Origin of the sequence: Streptomyces sp. CG4 (assembly GCF_041080655.1) — a bacterium.
In the GTDB taxonomy this organism is placed as follows: Bacteria; Actinomycetota; Actinomycetes; order Streptomycetales; family Streptomycetaceae; genus Streptomyces.
Genome location: NZ_CP163525.1, coordinates 6,188,650 through 6,209,511, shown reverse-complemented (window position 1 = coordinate 6,209,511; position 20,862 = coordinate 6,188,650). Strand labels below are relative to the sequence as shown.

The window sequence follows — 20,862 nt, the reverse complement described above, 5'->3', positions numbered from 1 at the left end:
GTCTGTACAAGACCGTGTCCCCTTCGAGTTGTTCGAGGGGGCGAACACCCCGGGTCCATGGCTTTAAGGTCTGGTCGACAGTTTCTCGGAACCAGTGGGCTGGCCTGGCTGTCTACGAGGGCGTACGACACGATGCGCGACCGGAGGACGACGACATGACGGTGACCCTGGCGGATGTGGCGGCCCGCGCCCAGGTCTCACCCGCGACGGTGTCGCGCGTGCTGAACGGCAACTACCCGGTGGCCGCCACCACGCGCGAACGGGTGCTGCGAGCGGTGGACGAGCTGGACTACGTCCTCAACGGCCCTGCCAGCTCCCTCGCGGCGGCCACCTCGGATCTGGTCGGCATTCTCGTCAACGACATCGCCGACCCGTTCTTCGGGATCATGGCGAGCGCGATCCAGGCCGAGATCTGCGGTCCGGGCGGCCGGGCGGGCGGTGAGCGGCTGGCGGTCGTGTGCAACACGGGCGGCTCGCCGGAGCGGGAACTGACGTATCTGACCCTGCTGCAGCGGCAGCGGGCGGCGGCCGTGGTGCTCACCGGCGGGGCCGTGGAGGACGCGTCGCACGCGGCGGCGATGACCGCGAAGCTGCGCCGGCTCACGGAGGCCGGCACGCGGGTGGTGCTGTGCGGACGGCCGCCGGCGCCCGAGACCGGCGCGATCGCCCTCACCTTCGACAACCGGGGTGGCGCCCGCCGGCTCACCGAGCATCTGCTGGGCCTCGGCCACCGGCGGCTGGGCTACATCGCGGGCCCGGAGGAGCGTACGACCACCCGGCACCGCCTGGAGGGTCATCGGGCGGCGCTGGCGGCGGCGGGCGTCGAGGAGGACCCTCGCTGGACGGTGCACGGGCGGTACGACCGCCAGTCGGGCTACGAGGCCACGCTGGAGTTGCTGCGCCGCGATCCCTCGCTGACGGCGGTCGTGGCCGCGAACGACTCCGTCGCGCTGGGGGCGTGTGCGGCGCTGCGGGAGTCGGGGCTGCGGATTCCCGAGGACGTGTCGGTGGCCGGGTTCGACGACCTGCCGTTCAGTGTGGACACGGTGCCTTCGCTCACGACGGTGCGGTTGCCGCTGGCGGAGGCGGGGGCCAGGGCCGGGCGCATCGCCATGGGGCGGGAGGAGGCGCCGCCCGGGGGTGTGGCCGCCGTTCGGGGGGAATTGATGGTGCGGGGGTCCACAGGGGTGCCGTCAGCCGGGAAGTGACCTGCCCAGCAGCGGCAGCGGGGCCTCGCCCCTGCGACGGTCGCGGTACCAGCGCCGGCCCGTGTCGTAGGCCCGCCGGGCCCTGCGGACCACGTCGATCTGGGTGGCCAGGTGGACCTGGTATTTCCAGGGGCTCTGCTGGCCGGTGCGGACCGACATGGCGTAGGCGAAGGAGACCGGGTCGCGGTCCAGGTAGTCGTCGAGCTGCTCGAACCAGGCCATGCTGGAGCGCGCTCCGGCCTGTACGGTGTGCAGCTCGGCGCGGCGGTGCCGGTCGTACTCGCGCAGCGCCGTGGGCAGGTCCGGGAACCGGGAGAGGCTGTGGGCCAGCACGATCGCGTCGATCATCGCCAGCCGGGTGCCGGAGCCCAGCGTGAAGTGGGTGGTGTGGGCGGCGTCGCCGGCCAGGACGACATTGCCGTCGACCCAGGTCCGGTTGGTGATGTGCCCGAACCGCTGCCACTTGGCCGGTTCGCCGCGTGATCGGCTGATGAGGGAGTGGCCGTCGAGGGCGCGATGGAAGATCTTCTCCAGCAGGGGTACGGCGTCCTCGGTGTCCAGCGTGTCGAGCCCCAGGCCCTGCCAGGTCTGCGGCGAGCACTCCACGATGCAGGTGCTGATCCGGCCCTTGATCGACGGGTAGGCGTGGAACCAGATCCAGCCCGCGGGGGTCTCCTCGAAGTCGAAGACGAAGCTGTCGAACTGCCGGTCCGTGCCGAGCCAGATGTAGGGATTGCGGCCGGTCTCCACGCGGGTGCCGAAGTGCTCGACGCGATGCTGGCGGATCCGGCTGTTCGCGCCGTCGGCGGCCACGATCAGGTCGGCCTCCGGCAGCTCGGCGGGGTCGTCGAGCTTCTGGCCGTGCCGGACGTCGACGCCGAGTGCCCGGGCGCGCCGGGTCAGGACGTCCAGCAGGGCGGCGCGGCCCATGCTGTAGCCGTAGCCGCCGAAGTACGCGGTGCCGTCGTGCCGGCCGCCGTGCAGGCGGATCTCCTGCTGCTGCCAGAGCACGGAACCGGCGCTCACCGCCCGCGCGCTCTCGGGGTCGGTGCGGTGCAGGATGTCCAGCAGATCGTTCCAGTACACGACGCCCCAGCCGTACGTCGCCTCGGGCGGGTCCCGCTCGATCACGGTGATCTCGTGCCCGGCGTCCCGCAGTTTCGCGGCGATCGAGAAGTACAGCCCGGCCGGGCCTCCACCCACGCAGACGATCCTCATCCGGTCACCGCCTCACCGTGTGGTCACATGGATCCGGGTGCCCTGGGGTCGGGCACCCGGATCCACCCTTTGCTCTCAGTGGGTGTCGATCACACCTGCTGACCTTCAGTCGCAGCCGCCATCGCCCCAACCCCAGCCGCCTTCGTCGCCCCAGCCGCCGCCGTGGTCTCCCCAGCCCCAGCCGCCGTGGTCGCCCCAGCCGCCGCCCCAGCCGCCTTCGTCGCCCCAGCCGCCGTCTCCCCAACCACCGCCGTCGGTGTGCGCGGAGGCAGTGACGTGGGTCGGAGCAGCGGTGGTGGCGGCGTGGGCGGCTCCGGCTCCGGCCGCGATGGCCAGGATCGGTGCCGAGCAGACCGCGATGGCCACTCTCTTGATACGGGTCGCGTGCGCGCGCATGATGAGCCCCTCTCCGAGGGTGTGATTGATTTTCCGGCGGCCTCGACGGGCCGACCGTTTGCGCCCCAGAGCCTGCGCGTAGCTCTGTGCGCCGTCGCCTCCCGCGATGCCCTGCGGGGGCGGCTCGTCACTTCCGTTGAATATCGGACTTATGTGACGTTTGTTTACAAACCTACGATGCGATCGCGCGGATGTCAAAAGCAGGGCCCGACGGAGAAAGAAAGAACCAGCAAAGGAAGTTGGGGCGCCGAAGAGGGGCGGACCGTGGACGCGGGCGGGCGCCGGGCCTAGGCTCGGAGAGACGGTATCTCTGACTGAGTCAAGCATCCGGGGGCGATCATGACCGTCCAGGACGTCCGCGCCTTCAACCGCTTCTACACGGGCCTCATCGGCGCCCTCGACTACGGTCGCCGGCTCTACGCCCCCTACACCCTCACCGAATCCCGCGTGCTGTACGAACTCGCCCAGGTGCCGCACCTCGACGCGGTCGATCTGCGCACCGGGCTCGACCTGGACGCCGGGTATCTGAGCCGCATCCTGAACAAGTTCGAGGACGCCGGGCTGATCGAGCGCGGGCCCTCGAACACCGATCCGCGCCGGCGGCGGGTGCGGCTGACCGCGCGGGGACGGGAGGCCGCCGGACTGCTGGACGAGCGGGCCCGGGACACGGTCGGGGCCCTGCTCGACACCGTGCCCCCGGCCGACCGGCCCCGGCTGGCGGAGGCCATGCGGACCATCCAGGACATCCTCGGCGAGCGGCGCGCCGGGTCCCACGAGGCCGTGCTGCGCGAGCCGCGCGCCGGCGACCTCGGCTGGATCGTGCAGCGCAACGCCGCGCTGTACGCCGCCGAGTACGGCTGGAACACCGACTACGAGGGGCTGATCGCCCGGATCGTCGCCGACTTCGCGCAGGACCACGACCCGCATCTGGAGCGGGTGTGGATCGCCGAGCGGGGGAGCCGGCCGGTGGGGTGTGTGATGTGTGTACGGGACGACGCGCCGGGTGCCGCCCGGCTGCGGCTGCTGCTCGTCGAGCCCGAGGCGCGCGGGCACGGCCTCGGCGACCGGCTGGTGCGGGCCGTGATCGACTTCGCGCGCGGGGTCGGCTACCGCGAGCTGGTGCTGTGGACCAACGACGTGCTGAGCGGCGCCCGCCGCATCTACCAGCGGCACGGCTTCGTGCTCGTCGCCGAGAAACCGCACCGCTCCTTCGGCAAGGATCTCGTGGGGCAGGACTGGCGACTGGATCTGCACGGATCGGGCGAGTGACAAGCGGGGCGAGGGGCGGGCAGGGCGAGTAGGGTCCGAGCCATGAAGCTGGCCTTCTCCACCCTCGGTGTCCCCGGCCTGCCCCTCCCGGAGGTCCTGACACTCGCCACCGAGCACGGCTACCACGGCGTCGAACTGCGCGCCCACCCCGAGGAGCCGGTGCACCCCGGCCTCTCCCCCGCCGAACGCACCGGGACCGCGGCCCTCTTCAAGGAGGCCGGGGTCGAGGTGCTGGGCGTCGCCGGGTACGCGCGCGTCGCCGCGCCCGGTGCGGACGCTCCCGTGCTGACGGAGGTCCGGGATCTCCTCCAGCTCGCCCATGACCTCGGCGCCCCCTTCGTCCGGGTCTTCCCCGGCGCCGACCCGGACCTCCCCCGCGCGGAGTCCGACGCCATCGCCGCGCGGCGGCTCGGCACCGCGGCGGAGGACGCCGCCGCGCTGGGGGTGCGGATCCTGCTGGAGACGCATGACTCGCACCGCACCGGTGCCGCCGCGATCCGGGTCCTCGGTCCGGTCGGGCATCGGCAGGTGGGGGCGCTGTGGGATGTGATGCACACCTGGCTGGGCGGTGAGCAGCCGTCCGACACGTATGCGGCGCTCGCCCCGCACCTGGGGTATGTGCAGGTCAAGGACATCGCCTCGGCCGAGGACCCGGAGCCGCTGCCGCTGGGCTCGGGGGTGCTGCCGCTCACCGAGTGCGTGGATGTGCTCTGCCGGCACGGGTGGGACGGGTGGCTGTGCTGGGAGTACGAGAAGCGCTGGCACGAGTCGGCTGCGCCGCTTGCGGGGCTGCTCGGTGCCGGGCGGGATCATCTGCTGCGGCTCTTGGGCGAGGCGGCCTAGTTCGGCTGCGGGCTCGGGAGTGCCGGCCGTTGCCGAGTGCGGGTGCGTTGGGGCTGGTCGTGCTCACGCGGCGGAGCCGCATATCGATACAGCCCCGCGCCCCTAGGGGGCGCAGCCGCCGCCCGCCCGGGGCGTCAGCGGGGTGGTTGCGGTCAGGCACCAGTCCAGGACCGCCGGCCAGGGGCCGTAGCCCGCGTCGAGGTCGAGGTGGGCCGCGGCCGGGAGGATGTCGGCGGGGATGCCCAGCGGGGCGGCGTAGACCTGGTTCGCGCCCTCGGGGCAGTAGGGGTCGTCGGCGCCGGCGACCAGCCGCGTGGGGGTGGGCAGGGGCGGGTTCGGGGCCGGCGGGGCGAAGGCCGCGATCTCCGGGATACCGGCGACGGTGGCCGGGGACGGCGGGGCGACCAGCAGGACCCGGTCCGCGTGGCGCAGCTGCTTCATGCTCCGGGCGGCGGCATGCAGCCACAGGACGGCGGACAGGCTGTGGGCGAGCACGACCCGCTCGCTCGCGCCGGGTTCGTTCAACTCCTCCAGGTGACCGGCGAGTTCGGCCAGCCACACCTCCAGCTCCGGCTCGTCCGGGGCGGGCAGCTGGGGATAGGAGACCCGGTGGCCGAGCTCGGTGAGGCGGGCGGCGAGCCAGTGCTGCCAGTGGCCCTCGGGGCGGCGGTTCTGCCAGCCGTGCAGGATCAGGTACGAGCGCGTGGTCATGGTGGCGATGATCGCCTGGGTCCAGTCCCTCGGTCCAGTTAATGTTTCCGGGTGGAACACTTAAGTGGGAACTTCACGATGGATCTGCGGCGGCTGACCGTGCTGCGCGAGCTGGAGCGCCGGGGCAGCCTGGCCCGTACCGCCGAGGCCCTGCACCTGACCCCGTCGGCGGTGTCCCAGCAGATCGCGGCGCTGGCCCGGGAGTTCGGCGCGCCGCTGACCGAGCGTGAGGGGCGGGGCGTACGGCTGACCGGGCAAGCCCGGATCCTGCTCGGCCACGCCGAGACCATCGCCGCCCAACTGGAGCGGGCGCGGGCCGACTTGGTGGCGTACGGGTCGGGCGGGCGCGGGCAGGTCACGATCGGCTGCTTCGGCAGCGGCATCCTGGGGCTGGTGCCGCCGGCCCTGCGCGCGCTGGCCGAGCGGCTTCCGCAGGTCCGGGTGGACGTGGTGGAGGCCGAACCCCCGGACGCGTTCACGGCGCTCGACGCGGGCCGGCTGGACGTGGTGGTGGCCGTCGACTTCGCGGCGACACCCCCGCACACCGACCGCCGTTACACCCGTACCGATCTGCTGACGGACCGCCTCGATGCGGCGCTCCCGGAGGACCATCCGCTGGCCGCCCGCGAGCGCGTCCCGCTGCGCGAACTGGCCGCCGCCGACTGGATCGTGGGCGCGGCCGGGAGCTGCTGCGGCGCGGTGGCCCGTGCGGTGTGCGCGGCGGCGGGCTTCACCCCGGACATCCGCCACCCGGTGAACGACTGGGGCGCCCTGATCGCCCTGGTGGAGGCGGGTGCCGGGGTGGCGCTGGTGCCGCGGCTGGTCCGGCCGCTGTACGAGCGGCGCCGCCTCGCCGTCCGGCCGGTCGCGGGCCAGCCGCCGTCCCGGAACGTGTTCGCCGCGGTCCGGGCGGGAGCGGAAAGGGATCCGGTACTGGCGGCGGTGCGGGATCAACTCCGGGTGTCCGCAGCCGAGTTGGCCGAGACCGGCTGAGCCGCACCGACACCGTGGACAACTCCCCCTGGTGTGACGCAAGTTGCTCCGATAGCTTCCGGCGCACATGTGTCTCACAAAAGTCACACAGGGGAGAGTGCGCATGCGCAAGGTGCTCAGATGGCTGCTGACGCTCGCGGTGCTCATCGGCACGCTGAGCGGCACGGCGGCGGGTGCGGCCACCGCCGCCCGGTCCGAGCCGACCGACATCAAGGACCGGCTGCTGTCCATACCGGGCATGAGCCTGGTCGAGGAGAAGCCGTACCCCGGCTACCGCTACTTCGTCCTGAACTACACCCAGCCGGTCGACCACCGGCACCCGGACCGCGGCACCTTCCAGCAGCGGATCACCGTGCTGCACAAGGACGTGAGCCGTCCGACGGTCTTCTACACCAGCGGCTACAACGTCTCCACGAACCCGTCCCGCAGCGAGCCCACCCGGATCGTGGACGGCAACCAGGTTTCCCTGGAGTACCGCTACTTCACGCCGTCCCGCCCCGACCCGGCCGACTGGTCCAAGCTCGACATCCGGCAGGCGGCCGACGACCAGCACCGCGTGTTCGAGGCCCTCAAGCCGATCTACGGTGGCCACTGGATCGCCACCGGCGGCTCCAAGGGCGGCATGACGGCGACGTACTACGAGCGTTTCCATCCGCGCGACATGGACGGCGTGGTCGCCTACGTCGCCCCGAACGACGTCGTCAACGACGAGGACTCGGCCTACGACCGCTTCTTCACCACGGTCGGCACCAAGGAGTGCCGGGACCGGCTGAACGCCGTCCAGCGGGAGGCGCTGGTGCGCCGGGAGCCGCTGGAGAAGCGGTATGCGCAGTACGCCGCCGGGAAGGGGTACACGTTCGACACCATCGGCGGGCTGGACAAGGCGTACGAGGCGGTCGTCCTCGACTATGTGTGGGGCTTCTGGCAGTACAGCCTGCTGAAGGACTGCGGCACCGTCCCGGCCGACGCGGCCACGGCGAGCGACGACGCCATCTGGAAGTCGGTCGACACCATCTCCGGTTTCTCCGCCTACACCGACCAGGGGCTCGCGCAGTTCACGCCGTACTACTACCAGGCCGGCACCCAGCTGGGCTCGCCGACCATCCACTTCCCGTACATCGAGCGGAAGTTGATCCGCTACGGCTACCAGCCGCCGCGCAACTTCGTGCCCCGCGCCATCCCGATGCGTTTCCAGCCGTACGCGATGCGGGACGTGGACACATGGGTACGGCACCACGCCACGCACACGCTCTTCGTGTACGGCCAGAACGACCCCTGGGGCTCGGAGCGGTTCCGGCTCGGCGCGGGCGCCCGTGACTCGTACGTCTTCACCGCGCCCGGCATGAACCACGGCGCGAATGTGGCGGGCCTGGTGCCGCGGGAGAACACCCTCGCCACGGGGCGCATCCTGCAGTGGGCGGGCGTTTCCGCGGCCGACACCGCCCGGGCCGAGCCCCTGGCCCGCTTCGACGCCAAGCTGGATGCCGGGGACACCGAGCGCGAGCCCGCGTCGAGGCCGTAGGAACTCATACCCGGCTTGCGCAACCCACCGGATCGCTCCCGCCCAGCCGGACGTACAGGGTCGTCGACGCGGGGCAGTCGTCCCGCGTCGGTGCCGCCTTGGTGATCCGGTACTGGGGCCGGTGGTCGCCGGAGCCGTCGCACGCGGTCTCGCGGACCTGGCCCTCGCCGGAGGTGTAGACGCAGTCGCCCGGGATCGTGCGGGGACCGCCCCCGCCGCCGGGGTCGCCGGGATGCGGGGGTTCCAGGTTGCGCATGCAGGCGTAGCCCGGGGTGATCGCGCGCTGGGCGCTGATGTGGAGGACGAAGTCGGTGGTCGCCGGGCACAGGGGGCCGTCGGTGACCGCGCCGTCGTAGCGGGCGACGACCCTGGCCGCCGCCCGCTCGCTGGTGCAGGGCACCTCGGTGAAGCTGACCGTGCCGAAGGAGCTGCACGCGCCGGTCTCCAGGAAATCGGCGCCGTAGTCATCGGTCGTGGCCGGGGTGGGGCGGGCGTCGCCGACGGGGGTGCCCGCCTGGCCCCGGCAGCCGGTCAGCAGGGCGGCCGGCAGCAGGCAGGCGAGGCACACCGCTGCGACGGCACCTTTCCCACGCATCGCCATCCCCCCTGACACACCCCGGTCCAGCGTGGCCCTGGGCGGCGTGGCCACGCCAGTCATTGGGGCGGGTTTCCTCCTGTTGGGGGTAGTACGCCGGGTGTGTGGCGTACGGCTAGTACGTCAGCCCGTGCCCGATCGGATACAGCACCTGCGTGGGGTCGTCGGCCCGCTGCACCGGCACCGGCAGCCTGCCGCGCGGCGCCACGCGTCCGGCGATCACCCGGGCGGCGGCGCGCACTTCGACGTCCGTCCAGCCGTAGGACGTCAAACACGCCTTCACGGAGGGGAATTGGGCCACGTCGTAGGGGTTGCGGACGGCGAGAGCCGCGAGGGGCCGGCCGGTGGCCAGCAGGTGTGACACCAGCGTGCGCTGCGCGTTGTCCGCCGTCACGTTGTACGTCGCCACGACCACCGCGTCCGCGTCCCGTGCGGCCGTGACCGCCTGGGCGACGGCGGCGGCGGTGGGCGCGGTGCCCGTGGACAGGGCGGTGGCGGTGAAGCCCAGCTCGGTGAGGGCGGCGGCCAGTACGCCGGTGGGCGGGCCGGTGGTGCCGGAGGGGGAGTCCGGGTCGGCGCCGACGACCAGGACGCGGCGCTCGGTGCGGGGGTCGAAGGGCAGGGTGTGGTCCTCGTTGACCAGCAGGGTCGTGCCGCGCTCGGCGATCCGGTCGGCGGCGGCCAGGTGCGCCGCGGTGCCCACCGTGCGCTCGATGCCCGCCCGGCTGGTGTGCGGGTGGCCGAAGAGTCCGAGCCGGGCCTTGAGGCGCAGGATGCGCAGGATCGATTCGTCCAGCCGGGACTCGGTCAACTCCCCGTCCTGTACGGCCTTCAGTACGGCGTGCCAGGCCACGTCGATCGAGGGCGGGTTGAGCAGTTGGTCGACCCCCGCCTTCAGCGCGAGCACCGGCACCCGGTCGTCGCCGTACTTGGTGCGGACGCCCTGCATGCCGAGCGAGTCGGTGATGACGACGCCGTCGTAGCCGAGTTCGCCGCGCAGGATGCCGGTGAGGATGGGGTGGGAGAGGGTGGCCGGGTCGCCGGAGTCGTCCAGGGCCGGGAACTGGATGTGCGCGGTCATGATCGAGTCGATGCCCGCGGCGATCGCCGCCCGGAAGGGGACGGCGTCCAGCTTCTCCCACAGGTCGCGGCTGTGGGTGATGACCGGGAAGCCGGTGTGGCTGTCGACGGCGGTGTCGCCGTGGCCCGGGAAGTGCTTGGCGGTCGCCGCGACCCGGGCGGCCTGATAGCCCTTCACCTCGGCGGCCACCAGTGCGCCGACGGCCTTCGGGTCGGCGCCGAACGACCTTACGCCGATGATGGGGTTGGCCGGGTTGACGTTGACGTCGGCGTCCGGGGAGTAGTCCTGGTTGATGCCCATCGCGCGCAGTTCGGCGCCGGAGATCCGGCCGAGGGTGTGCGCGTCGGAGCGGGAGCCGGCGGCGCCGACGGCCATGGCGCCGGGGAAGAGGGTGGCGGGCCTGCCGACCCGGCAGACCGCGCCGTGCTCCTGGTCGGTGGAGATGAGCACCGGCAGGCCGCGCGGCTGTTCCAGGGAAGCCTGCTGGATGCCGTCGGAGAGGTCCGCGATCTGGTGCGGGTCGCGGGTGTTGTGGGCCCAGGTGAAGTAGATGATGCCGCCGACGCGGTACTTCGCGATCAGCTCGGCGGCCGTACCGACGCCGAGTTCCTTGCGGTTGGCGTCGATGTCGGCCTGGTCGGGGGCGGTGGCGGAGTGGCCGTAGACCCGCATCACGAAGAGCTGGCCGACCTTCTCCTCAAGCGTCATCCGGGAGATCAGGGCGCGCAGCCGGCGGGGGTCGGGGGGTGCGGCGGGCTGCGCGCCGGCCGGGACGGTCAGCGCGGCGGTGAGGCCCGCGGTGGCGGCGAGGACGGCGCGTCTGGACGGTCTGCCGGTGTCGGACACGTGCGCTCCTTCCAGAGGAGAACCGTGAAGGAAACTTCCGAGGAGTCACCAATATCCGGGAGGTTTCTTTCCGTCAAGGGAGAGCACAGTAACCGGAAGAGGGGCCGCCACCGGCGCATTGAGGGGGGCGCGCCGATGGCGACGGGCTGCCGGCCGGATGCGGCGGAGAGGGTGAGTCGGCGCTCGCCGCCAGGCGTGCGGGCCGACACCGCACCACGGGGATTCGTCCGGCAACCCGCCGTTGGACGACCGCGGAACCGGTCCGGTTCCCGGCGCCCCGCCGGCCGTCAGGGACGCGGACGCCTCAGCAGAGGATCCAGCCCGAGCTGACCGACCCCGAGCCCACCGAACCCCTGATCCATACGCAGCGCTGGCCGGCGTGGACGGTGACCGGGCCCGCGTGGTGCACGTAGCGGCCCTGGTCGACGACCGGCCGGCCGCCGCGGGCCTGCACGCTGACGGCCATCGTCTGGGTGGTGCCGGGCTTGCGGGCGAGGGTGACGGCGCAGACGTAGCCGTCGCCGGTCCTGTACACGCGTGTGATCCCTGTGCTGAACGGCAGGGTCCGCACCTGGCTCCCGGCACAGCCGCCGCCGGCCGTGTCCGCCGCGGCGGTGCCGGATGTCACGAGGCCGAGCACTCCGGCCGCGGCCAGCACGGCCGCGCCGAGCGCCAGCCGCCTGCCTATTGCGCCACTGTCCACTGTTGTCCTCCCCCAGCCATGATCCTGTCCCCCGATTGCCGTACTGCTGTACGGACGCACGACGTATGTCGGATGGTTGCACGACCGTCAGAAGTACAGGTCGAGGCGCAGGTGACGGCAGGGGCGTCAGCGGGACGCGGTGACCGGCTCCTCGGGTTCGGGGCGGCCGACGAAGGTGCGCCACAGCTCGGCGTACCGGCCGTCGAGGGCGAGGAGCTCGTCGTGCGTGCCGTCCTCCGCGACCCGGCCGTGGGCAGAACCTCCCTCGGTCGCCCTCGCACTCCTCGGCCCTGGCGGGCCTCAAAGCCACGCCGCGGAAGCGGCATATCGATACTGCGGACGACTGGCCGGACTCCGTCCGGCACGCAAGTGGCCCGAGTCATGCCACGGCTTCGGCCTCTCCCACGAAGGTCCGCCACAGCGCGGCGTACCGTCCGCCCCTCGCCAGGAGTTCCTCGTGCGTACCCTCCTCCGCGACCCGGCCGTGGTCCATCACGACCACCCGGTCCGCGCGGGCCGCCGTGGTGAGGCGATGGGCGACCACCAGCGTCGTACGCCGCCCCGCCAGCCGGTCGGTGGCCTGGTTGACCTGCGCCTCCGTGGCCAGGTCCAGGGCGGCCGTGGCCTCGTCCAGCAGGAGTATGTCCGGGTCGACCAGTTCGGCGCGGGCCAGGGCGATCAGCTGGCGCTGGCCGGCCGAGAGGTTCCGGCCGCGCTCGGCGACCTCGTGCAGATAGCCGCCGTCGAGGGTGGCGATCATCTCGTGCGCGCCCACCGCCCGTGCCGCCGCCTCCACCTCGGCGTCCGTGGCGCCCGGCCGGCCGTAGGCGATGGCGTCCCGGACCGTGCCCGGGAAGAGGTACGCCTCCTGCGGGACGACCCCGAGGCGGTGCCGGTACGAGGTCAGGTCCAGGGCGCGCAGATCCGTGCCGTCGACCGTGACCCGGCCGCCGCTGGGGTCGTAGAACCGGGCCACCAGCTTGACCAGCGTGGACTTGCCGGCGCCCGTCTCGCCGACGAAGGCCACCGTCTGCCCGGCCGGGATCGTCAGGTCGATGCCGGTGAGAGCCTCTTCGTCGTTCCCGTACGCGAAGCGCACGTCCTCGAAGGCGAGGTCCCCGCGCAGCGACAGCACTTCCAGCGGCTCGTCCGCGGACTTCGTGGAGGTCGGCTCGCGCAGCAGCTCCTGGATGCGGCCCAGCGAGACCGTCGCCTGCTGGTAGCCGTCGAAGACCTGGGACAGCTGCTGGACCGGGGCGAAGAACAGGTCGATGTAGAGGAGGTAGGCGACCAGGGCGCCCGTGGTGAGGGTCTGCGCCTCCACCCGGTGTGCGCCCGCGATCATTACGGAGGCCGCCGCGACGGAGGACAGGAGCTGCACGAACGGGAAGTAGACCGATATCAGCCACTGGCCGCGGATCCGGGCGCGCCGGTAGCTGTCGCTGCGCTCGGCGAACCGCCGCCCGCCGTCCCGCTCGCGCCGGAAGGCCTGCACGATCCGCAGCCCGGCGACCGACTCCTGCAGATCGGCGTTGACCGTCGACACGCGTTCGCGGGCGAGTTCGTACGCCTTCACGCTCGCCCGGCGGAAGAAGAAGGTCGCGACGATCAGCGGGGGCAGCGTCGCGAAGACGACGAGGGCGAGCTGGACGTCGATCACCAGCAGGACGACCATGATGCCGAAGAAGGTGACGACCGAGACGAACGCGGTGACCAGGCCGGTCTGCAGGAACGTGGACAGCGCGTCCACGTCGGTCGTCATCCGGGTCATGATCCGGCCGGTCAGCTCGCGCTCGTAGTAGTCGAGCCCGAGCCGCTGCAGCTGGGCGAAGATCTTCAGCCGCAGCGCGTACAGCACCCGCTCACCGGTACGGCCGGTCATCCGGGTCTCGCCGATCTGCGCGGCCCACTGGACGAGGACGGTCAGCAGACCGAGCAGCGCGGCCGCCCACACGGCGCCGAGGGCCATCTTCGTCACGCCCGCGTCGATGCCGTGCCGGATCAGCACCGGCAGCAGCAGGCCGGCGCCCGCGTCCACGGCGACCAGCAGCAGGCTGAGCAGGAGGGGCAGGCCGAAGCCGCGCAGCAGGCGGCGCAGGCCGTAGGAGTCCTCGCGGCGGACCGCTCGGGCCTCGTCTATGTCCGGGGTGTCGACGGCCGGGGGCAGCGCCTCGACCTGGGCGAGCAGCTCCGGGGTGGCCGGGGTGCCGGAGAGCGCCTGCTCCTTCGGCTGCCGGTCGCCCGTCCACAGCCTCGGGGTCACGCCCCGCTCGGCGTCGAACTCGGCGTCCAGCTCCTCGCGGACGGAGGTGTCCTCCCGCGGTACGGCGGGCTCGACATGGCCCGGGGAGACCCCGCCCAGCTCGTCCGGGTCGGTCAGCAGCCGCCGGTAGAGCGCCGAGCGCTGCTGGAGTTCCTCGTGGGTGCCGAGGTCGGCGAGCCGGCCGCCGTCGAGGACGGCGATGCGGTCGGCGAGGTTGAGGGTGGAGCGGCGGTGCGCGATGAGCAGGGTCGTACGGCCCTGCATCACCTGCTTGAGCGCCTCGTGGATCTCCTGCTCGACCCGGGCGTCCACGGCCGAGGTGGCGTCGTCCAGGACGAGCAGGCGCGGGTCGGTGAGCAGGGCGCGGGCGAGCGCGATGCGCTGGCGCTGGCCGCCGGAGAGGGTCAGGCCCTGCTCGCCGACCTTGGTGTCGTACCCGTCGGGGAGTTCCCCGATGAAACGGTCCGCCTGGGCGGCGCGGGCGGCGGCCTCGATCTCCTCCCGGGTGGCGTCCGGGCGGCCGTAGGCGATGTTGCTGCGGACGGTGTCCGAGAAGAGGAACGAGTCCTCGGGGACGAGCCCGATCGCGGCCCTCAGGCTGTCCAGGGTCAGCTCGCGTACGTCGTGGCCGCCGATCAGGACGGCGCCGTGGGTGACGTCGTAGAAGCGCGGGAGCAGCAGGGAGAGGGTGGACTTGCCGGAGCCGGAGGAGCCGACGACGGCGAGGGTCTCGCCGGGGCGTATCTCGAAGGTCAGTCCTCGCAGGACGGGGCGCTCGTCGTCGTAGCCGAAGGACACGTCGTCGAACTCGACGGTCGCGGGCGCGTCGGCGGGGAGCGTCTTGGTGCCTTCGTGGAGCGTCGGCTCGGTGTCGATCAGCTCCAGGACGCGCTCGGTGCCGGCCCGGGCCTGCTGGCCGACCGTGAGAACCATCGCGAGCATGCGGACCGGGCCGACCAGCTGGGCGAGGTACGAGGAGAAGGCGACGAAGGTGCCGAGCGTGATGTGGCCGCGCACGGCCAGCCAGCCGCCGAGCGCCAGCATGGCGACCTGGCCGAGGGCCGGGACGGCCTGCAGGGCGGGGGTGTACGTGCTGTTCAGCCGTATGGTGCGCAGGCGCCCCGCGAAGAGCTTGCGGCCGACCTCCCTGAGCTTCCCGGTCTCCTGCTCCTCCTGCCCGAAGCCCTTCACCACGCGTACGCCGCTCACCGCGCCGTCGACCACGCCCGCGACGGCGGCGGCCTGCGCCTGGGCGTACCAGGTGGCGGGGTGCAGCTTGCTGCGGCTGCGCCTGGCGATCCAGGCGAGCGCGGGCGCGACGGCGAGCGCGACCAGGGTCAGTGGCAGTGACAGCCACGCCATGATCACCAGGGAGATCAGGAAGAGCAGGACGTTCCCGATGGTCATCGGGAGCATGAAGAGCAGGCCCTGGATGAGCTGCAGGTCACTGGTGGCCCGGCCGACGACCTGCCCGGTGGACAGCTCGTCCTGACGGCGGCCGTCGAGGCGGGTGATCGTGCCGTACATCTCGGTCCGCAGGTCGTGCTGGACGTCGAGGGCGAGGCGGCCGCCGTAGTAGCGGCGGATGTAGGTGAGGGCGTAGACGAGCAGGGCAGCGGCGATCAGGGCGCCGGCCCAGGGCGCCATCGAGCGGGTGTGGTTCCCGATCACGTCGTCGATGATCACCTTGGTGATCAGCGGTACGACGGCCATGACGGCCATGCCGACGAGCGAGGAGCCGAGGGCGAGGATCACGTCCTTGGGGTAGCGCCAGGCGTATCCCGCCAACCGTTTCGCCCATCCCCGTTGCGTTGCCACGCCGGTGCCTCCCTGTTGAGCTGCTCTGCCGGAAGGCACCAACGCACGCGTGAGCGGATTTCATCCCTCCGTAACAGAACGAGGGCGCGAGTCAGACCCGTACCCGCAAGTAAGAGAACCTCGTCGTCTGCGCCTGGTTCTGGTTGTCGTCGCTCACCAGCACCACCTTCAGGCGGCCGGTGCGGTCACGGCCGGTGATCGTCATCCCCTCGATGTTGTCCAGCAAGGGGTTCGGCTGGGGCTGCTTCGCCGTGGCGCCCAGGGACGGGCAGGCGGCGATGTCCGTCAGGAGGGTCTTCCTGATCAGGCGGACGTCCGGCTGACCGGTGAGCTTCTCGACGGTACTGGTGTCCGTGGCGTGGCGGGGGTCGGCGAGGTAGAGGCGGACGGTGTTGCCGACGCCGGCGGTGAAGCCGCGTTCCAGGACGAGGAGGCGGCCGTCGGGGGTGGCCTGGATCTCGGGGACGCCGAGGCCGGCGTCGATGCGGTAGGCGTACTGGTCGGCGAGCCGGAAGTGGTTGCCCCGAGTGCGGGTCCAGGTCTGGAAGCGGACGAGGTCCTTGGCGTCGCCCGAGAGGGGCTCCTCCATGGACGCGAGGAGCGTGTGCCCGCCGGGCAGCAGGGTCAGGCCCTCGAAGGTCTGGTTGGCGGTGGCGCGGCCGGCCGGGGCGACGAGGAGGGCGGGCGGGACCGGGAGGCGGTCGAGGATCCTGCCGTCGGCCGAGTAGCGGCGGACGGACGGCTCGGTCTCGGAGGTGATGAGCCGGGTGCCGTCCCGGTCGATGGCCAGACCCTCCGAGTCCAGGTCGGCGCCGTTCTCGTCGGCGAGGTGGACGGCGGACCTCGGCCGGAGGGTCCACGGGTCCAGGCGGAAGAGGGAGGAGCGGTCCTCCAGCGCGGCCAGGGAGCCGTCCCGGTCCACGGCGAGGGCCGAGAAGTTGCCGACGAACGTGCCGTCGTACGTCGTCTTGTCGAGCGCGTCGGAGAAGCGATCGATCGAGACCGACGGCGAACAGGCGTGGCCCTTCGCGGAGTTGGCGTCGGCGGGCCCGGCGGCGGCCAGCGAGGCGGCCGCCGCCAGGCCGGCGGTGAGGGTGGCGAGTACGGTTCTCAGGCGCATGCGCGTCACCGTAGGACGGGCGGGTGTCCTGCGGGAGGCCGCCTCGTGAAGCGAGCCCTGCGTCAGCCCCGCCTCAGCCCTGCGTCAGCCCTGCGGGGGCACCGCCACGAACGCCTCGCTCGGCCTGTTCGTCGGGACGTAGACCGCGGTCGACGGGGTGATCGGTACGAGGTCCTTGTGGATGACCCTGGCGACGTTCTGGATGGTGGTGACGCCGTAGTCCATGGTGCTGTTGTCCTGCGTGAGCACGGACATCGTGTAGTCGTGGCCGGCGCCGTCGAAGGTGCCGAGGCTGTGCACCCGCCAGCCGTGCGTCGCGCGCTGCAGCCAGCCGTTCTTGACGTGCACGGAGACGGTGGACGGCGCGCCGGCCGGGGTGCCCCAGCGCTGCGCCGGGACGACCTGGCCCATCAACTTCAGGATGTAGGCACGGGAGTTGTCGCTCAGCACGCCGTTCTTGGCGGTGATGAGCCCCAGCAGCCTCTGCTCGTCGGTGACGTTCTCCTGGGTCAGGCCCCAGTAACCGTTCGCGCCAGGCACGGTGTTCGTCATCCCGGCGGCGGCCAGGAAGCCCTTGATCTTGGCGAGGCCGAGCTGCTTCCACAGCCTGGTCGTCGCGTTGTTGTCCGACTGAGTGATCATGGCCTTGGCGAGCGAGGCCTCGGTGTCCGTCAGATAGCGGTTGTCCTTCTTCGCGTCCCACAACAGCGCCGCGAGCACGGTGACCTTGACGGTGCTCGCCGAGTCGTAGGAGCTGGTGGCGCGCAGCGTGCAGGTGGTGCTGGTGGCGCGGTCGTACACGCCGAGGGCGACGGTGCCCCGGCGGCCCGCGAGGACGGCCGTGATGTCCTTCTGCAACTTGGCGGCGAGCCCCGCCTTGCCCGACGTACAACTGACGGCGGGCGTGGCCGCGGCGGCCGGGGTGGCGGCCATGACGGCGGGTACGAGCGCCCCGGCGCCGACGGCTGCCGCCAGCACTTTGGCACGCCGGGATATGCGGTGGGTCATACAGGTCCCCCTCTTGGAACGTCACGTGGGCGCATTCCTGCGCCGACTGCTTGACGCGCCGGAGGGGCGGGGAGTTGTGCGCGCCGCCGGGTCTCGCTTTCTGTAGTGATCCACGGACAGGGAGTTCGCCGTCTGAGTACCCTCGGGCCGGCCGGGGCCCGAGGGTACTGTCACGCGGAAGCGGTGGCGTCAACCGGCCGTGGGCGTGCTCTTGAAGAACCATCCGCCCACTTGATTGGTGAGCAATTTGGCGCCCGCCCCCGTCCAGCCGCCGATGTTCTCTCCCAATTGCGCGTCGGCAGCGGCCCGTTCGGCCTTTCCTGCCTCGGTCTGTTCGCCGTAGACGTTCGGACCGACGGTGTAACGGAAGTCGTGCTGAGCGCAGGCGTCCGTGGTCCGCTGCGAGACGAATGAGCTGGGCACTCCCGTGCAGCCGTTGGAGTAGAAGCTTCGCTGCAGCTCCTGCTCCCGCTGCCGCAGCTCCGGATTCGACTCGTCGTCCGGATTCTGGCTCATCAGCGCGTTTCTGACCGTGTTGAACGACTGATTGTCCATCCCCGCGAAGGTCTTGTAGAGACCCTCGTCGAACTTCGCACCCGGGTGGGCCGCGTCAGGCGCGCCGGGCCCCTCGACGAACTGCCCGGCAGCGGGATCCACGGCGTCGTTCGTCGCCGCCTGCGCGGAGGTCGCGCTGAGGCCGAGGCCGGTGAGCCCGAGGGTCACGGTGGCGACGCCCATACCCACTCGCCGTCCAGTTGGCGAATGCGACGGCCTGCGGTGCTTTCCCATTTCTGGTCTCCGTTCGGTTGGTTGCGGGGGTGCTCCCCGTACCACCGAACGGCACCGCCGCCCAGCCCCACAACGATTTGTCGCTATTACTGCAGTGAAATCCACGGATCCGCCGGCGAATACCTACGGCACCCTTTGGCTCTTCACAGCCGAGCGCCAGCTTCGCCACAGCGGCCACCTACGCGCGCCGTGCAGGCTGCGCCCGTGACATCTGCCACCGATCCCCTCCCCCACACGACAGCCGTGAGCCCCGACCCACACCCCGCGACCGCGGCACCGGGCCCGGCACCACGCTGGTCGCCCCCCGCGCTGATCGCGATCATGCTCCTGGCGGCGGTGCTGTACTGCTGGAACCTGTCGGGCAACAGCCTCAACAGCTTCTACAGCGCGGCCATCTACAGCGGCACGCAGAACTGGAAGGCCTGGTTCTTCGGGTCGCTCGACGCCGGGAACTTCCTGACGGTCGACAAACCGCCGTTCGCCGACATGGTCATGAGCCTGTCGTGCCGGATCTTCGGCTTCGGGACCTGGCAGATGATGCTGCCCGAGGTAGCGGCCGGGCTCGGCGCGATCTGGATCCTGCACTCCTCCGTGAAGCGGACGTTCGGGCACGCGGCAGCCGCCGTGGCCGCGCTCGTCCTCGCGCTGACCCCGATCACGGTCGCCATCAACCGGGACAACAACCCCGACACGATCCTCGTCCTGCTGATGGTCGGCGGCGCGGCGCTCGCCCTGCGCGCCACGCGCAAAGGCACGCTGCTGCCGCTGCTCGGCTCGGCGGTGTGCTTCGGCCTCGCCTTCAACACCAAGATGCTGGCGGGCTACATCGCGCTGCCCGCCGTCTTCGCCGTCCATCTGCTCGCGGCAGGGCCGAAGCTCGTGCGGCGGATCGTGAACCTGCTGATCGCCGGCGTGGTCCTGGCGGTCGCCGGCTTCTGGTGGGCCGTCGCCGTGTCCCTCGTGCCCGCCTCCGAGCGGCCGTACATCGGCGGTTCGACGGACGGCACCGCCTGGAACCTGATCATGGGCTACAACGGCCTCGGCCGGATCTTCGGCGGCGAGGGCAACGGCGGCGGAGGCGGGGGCGGCGGCTTCTCCGGCTCCGCGGGGCTCGGCCGGATGTTCAACGACATCCTCGGCGGCCAGATCTCCTGGCTGATCCCGTTCGCGGCCGTCGCGCTCGTCGCCGGCCTGATCCTGTGCGGCCGTGCCCCGCGCACCGACCTCACCCGGGCCGCCCTCATCCTCTGGGGCGGCTGGACGGTCCTGCACTACGTCACCTTCGCGACCGCCGAGGGCACGATGCACCCGTACTACACCACCGCCCTCGCGCCCGGCATCGCGGCGCTGTGCGGAGGCGGCGGCGTCCTGCTGCTGCGCGCGTTCCGCGCCGACAAGCGCTGGGTGTGGGTGCTGCCGGTCGGCCTCGCCGGCACGGCGATCTGGGCCGTCGTGCTCCTCCGCCGGGCCTCCGGCTGGCACACCTGGCTGTGGCCGGCCGTCGGTGTGGTCATGGCGGCGGCGATCACCGGCCTGTTCGTCTTCCGCTCCGGCAACCACGTACGGCTGTTCGCGGCCTCCGTGGCGGCGGCGGTCGTCGCCGCGGTCGCGGGCCCGGCGGCGTACGCCTGGTCGGTGCCGTCCGGTTCGGGCGGCGGCATGAGCGGCGTGAACCCGACGGCCGGCCCCTCCACGGGAGGCGGCTTCGGCGGCCCCGGCGGAGGCGGCGGCCGGGGCGGCTTCGGCAGCGGCCGGAGCGGCTTCCCGGGCGGCGGTACGGTGCCGGGCGGATCGGCGAACGGCATGCCGGGCGGGGCGGCCGGTGGTGCGCCCGGTGGTGCGCCCGGCGGGGAGATGCCGGGCGGCGGACAGCAGGCCGGCAGCTTTCCGGGTGGTGCGCAGAACGGTGAACTGCCCGGCGGGCAGGGCGCGTTGGGTGGTACGGCACCGGGCGGTACGACTTCCGGCGGCGAGGGCGACCGCACGGGCGGTCGTACCGGCGCGGGCATGGCCGGTGGCGGCCCTGGCGGCATGGGCGGTGGCATGGGCGGTGCGAACAGCGAGCTGATCGCGTACCTGAAGAAGCACCGGGACGGCGCCACCTGGCTGCTCGCGGTCTCCCACTCGCAGAGCGCGGCCCAGATCGAGCTGAGCGCCAGGATGCCGGTCATCTCCATGTGGGGCTTCACCGGCACCGACCAGGCGATGACCGTCGCCAAGCTGGAGGAACTCGTGAAGAAGGGCGAGCTGCACTACGTCCAGATCGGCGGCGGTGGCATGGGCGGCGGCCCCGGCGGCGGCAACAGCCTCAGCACCGAGGTGTCGAACTGGGTGAAGAAGCACGGCACGGCGGTGAAGGAGAGCGCGTACGGCAAGACCGCAAGCTCTTCGAGCTCGAAGTCCTCCTCTTCCTCCTCCGCCAGCCAGTCCACGCTCTACCGACTGGACCCGTCGGACGTGAGCTGAACCCGCCTCGGCA

The 20,862-nt window shown here is 72.0% G+C and carries 16 protein-coding genes; 6 read left to right on the top strand and 10 right to left on the bottom strand.

Going from position 1 to position 20,862, the window contains the following annotated elements; genetic code table 11:
* Positions 1-155 precede the first annotated feature (155 nt).
* Positions 156-1,208 (top strand): LacI family DNA-binding transcriptional regulator, encoded by a 1,053-nt coding sequence (locus AB5L52_RS28270; protein WP_351031093.1) that lies wholly within the window; start codon positions 156-158, stop codon positions 1,206-1,208.
* Here the strand turns inward: AB5L52_RS28270 and AB5L52_RS28265 are convergent.
* Complete coding sequence (locus tag AB5L52_RS28265; protein ID WP_351031089.1) at positions 1,194-2,411, bottom strand: FAD-dependent monooxygenase; 1,218 nt, start codon at positions 2,409-2,411, stop codon at positions 1,194-1,196. The genes AB5L52_RS28270 and AB5L52_RS28265 overlap by 15 nt on opposite strands.
* 120 nt (positions 2,412-2,531) lie before the next feature.
* Entirely contained in the window at positions 2,532-2,822 is a 291-nt protein-coding gene (locus AB5L52_RS28260; protein ID WP_351031087.1) for a hypothetical protein, read from the bottom strand.
* A 339-nt stretch (positions 2,823-3,161) separates the two neighbouring features.
* On the opposite strand from AB5L52_RS28260, the gene AB5L52_RS28255 reads away from it, so the two are divergent.
* Together AB5L52_RS28255 and AB5L52_RS28250 are read left to right on the top strand one after the other, a co-directional pair.
* The gene (locus AB5L52_RS28255) at positions 3,162-4,091 is read left to right on the top strand and encodes a GNAT family N-acetyltransferase (protein ID WP_369366942.1); all 930 of its coding nucleotides are present in this window, start codon (positions 3,162-3,164) and stop codon (positions 4,089-4,091) included.
* Positions 4,092-4,133: 42 nt separating this feature from the next.
* Entirely contained in the window at positions 4,134-4,934 is an 801-nt protein-coding gene (locus AB5L52_RS28250; protein WP_369366940.1) for a sugar phosphate isomerase/epimerase family protein, read from the top strand.
* Positions 4,935-5,036: 102 nt separating this feature from the next.
* Here the strand turns inward: AB5L52_RS28250 and AB5L52_RS28245 are convergent, their stop codons facing one another.
* Positions 5,037-5,645 (bottom strand): alpha/beta hydrolase, encoded by a 609-nt coding sequence (locus tag AB5L52_RS28245; RefSeq protein WP_351031080.1) that lies wholly within the window; start codon positions 5,643-5,645, stop codon positions 5,037-5,039.
* Positions 5,646-5,696: 51 nt separating this feature from the next.
* On the opposite strand from AB5L52_RS28245, the gene AB5L52_RS28240 reads away from it, so the two are divergent.
* Both AB5L52_RS28240 and AB5L52_RS28235 read left to right on the top strand, forming a co-directional pair.
* Positions 5,697-6,638 (top strand): LysR family transcriptional regulator, encoded by a 942-nt coding sequence (locus tag AB5L52_RS28240; RefSeq protein ID WP_369366938.1) that lies wholly within the window; start codon positions 5,697-5,699, stop codon positions 6,636-6,638.
* A gap of 103 nt (positions 6,639-6,741) precedes the next feature.
* Positions 6,742-8,160, top strand: a complete 1,419-nt coding sequence (locus tag AB5L52_RS28235) for a S28 family serine protease (protein ID WP_369366936.1) — start codon at positions 6,742-6,744, stop codon at positions 8,158-8,160.
* Positions 8,161-8,164: 4 nt separating this feature from the next.
* On the opposite strand, the gene AB5L52_RS28230 is transcribed toward AB5L52_RS28235, so the two are convergent.
* The 7 genes from AB5L52_RS28230 to AB5L52_RS28200 form a co-directional block, all read right to left on the bottom strand.
* A complete protein-coding gene (locus AB5L52_RS28230; protein WP_369366934.1) occupies positions 8,165-8,755 on the bottom strand; it encodes a hypothetical protein in 591 nt (196 codons plus the stop codon).
* Between the two features lie 115 nt (positions 8,756-8,870).
* Positions 8,871-10,682, bottom strand: a complete 1,812-nt coding sequence (locus AB5L52_RS28225) for a glycoside hydrolase family 3 protein (RefSeq protein ID WP_351562935.1) — start codon at positions 10,680-10,682, stop codon at positions 8,871-8,873.
* 304 nt (positions 10,683-10,986) lie between these two features.
* Positions 10,987-11,385: a hypothetical protein gene (locus AB5L52_RS28220; RefSeq protein WP_351031070.1), complete on the bottom strand. Its 399-nt coding sequence runs from the start codon at positions 11,383-11,385 to the stop codon at positions 10,987-10,989.
* A 379-nt stretch (positions 11,386-11,764) separates the two neighbouring features.
* On the bottom strand, positions 11,765-15,466 hold the full coding sequence (locus tag AB5L52_RS28215; RefSeq protein WP_369366931.1) for an ABC transporter ATP-binding protein: 3,702 nt from the start codon (positions 15,464-15,466) through the stop codon (positions 11,765-11,767).
* 91 nt (positions 15,467-15,557) lie between these two features.
* Complete coding sequence (locus tag AB5L52_RS28210; RefSeq protein ID WP_369366928.1) at positions 15,558-16,586, bottom strand: esterase-like activity of phytase family protein; 1,029 nt, start codon at positions 16,584-16,586, stop codon at positions 15,558-15,560.
* A gap of 84 nt (positions 16,587-16,670) precedes the next feature.
* Positions 16,671-17,594 (bottom strand): serine hydrolase, encoded by a 924-nt coding sequence (locus AB5L52_RS28205; RefSeq protein ID WP_369366925.1) that lies wholly within the window; start codon positions 17,592-17,594, stop codon positions 16,671-16,673.
* A 189-nt stretch (positions 17,595-17,783) separates the two neighbouring features.
* Complete coding sequence (locus tag AB5L52_RS28200) at positions 17,784-18,332, bottom strand: hypothetical protein (protein ID WP_351031061.1); 549 nt, start codon at positions 18,330-18,332, stop codon at positions 17,784-17,786.
* 255 nt (positions 18,333-18,587) lie between these two features.
* Here AB5L52_RS28200 and AB5L52_RS28195 point away from each other — a divergent pair, with 255 nt between their 5' ends.
* Positions 18,588-20,849 (top strand): ArnT family glycosyltransferase, encoded by a 2,262-nt coding sequence (locus AB5L52_RS28195; RefSeq protein ID WP_369366922.1) that lies wholly within the window; start codon positions 18,588-18,590, stop codon positions 20,847-20,849.
* Positions 20,850-20,862 lie beyond the last annotated feature (13 nt).

Bases quoted from the DNA above. Each gene is read 5' to 3' on its own strand.
- AB5L52_RS28270 (WP_351031093.1), top strand. From the start codon at position 156: ATGACGGTGACCCTGGCGGATGTGGCGGCCCGCGCCCAGGTCTCACCC.
- AB5L52_RS28260 (WP_351031087.1), bottom strand. From the start codon at position 2,822: ATGCGCGCGCACGCGACCCGTATCAAGAGAGTGGCCATCGCGGTCTGC.
- AB5L52_RS28255 (WP_369366942.1), top strand. From the start codon at position 3,162: ATGACCGTCCAGGACGTCCGCGCCTTCAACCGCTTCTACACGGGCCTC.
- AB5L52_RS28250 (WP_369366940.1), top strand. From the start codon at position 4,134: ATGAAGCTGGCCTTCTCCACCCTCGGTGTCCCCGGCCTGCCCCTCCCG.
- AB5L52_RS28245 (WP_351031080.1), bottom strand. From the start codon at position 5,645: ATGACCACGCGCTCGTACCTGATCCTGCACGGCTGGCAGAACCGCCGC.
- AB5L52_RS28235 (WP_369366936.1), top strand. From the start codon at position 6,742: ATGCGCAAGGTGCTCAGATGGCTGCTGACGCTCGCGGTGCTCATCGGC.
- AB5L52_RS28230 (WP_369366934.1), bottom strand. From the start codon at position 8,755: ATGCGTGGGAAAGGTGCCGTCGCAGCGGTGTGCCTCGCCTGCCTGCTG.
- AB5L52_RS28210 (WP_369366928.1), bottom strand. From the start codon at position 16,586: ATGCGCCTGAGAACCGTACTCGCCACCCTCACCGCCGGCCTGGCGGCG.
- AB5L52_RS28205 (WP_369366925.1), bottom strand. From the start codon at position 17,594: ATGACCCACCGCATATCCCGGCGTGCCAAAGTGCTGGCGGCAGCCGTC.
- AB5L52_RS28200 (WP_351031061.1), bottom strand. From the start codon at position 18,332: ATGGGCGTCGCCACCGTGACCCTCGGGCTCACCGGCCTCGGCCTCAGC.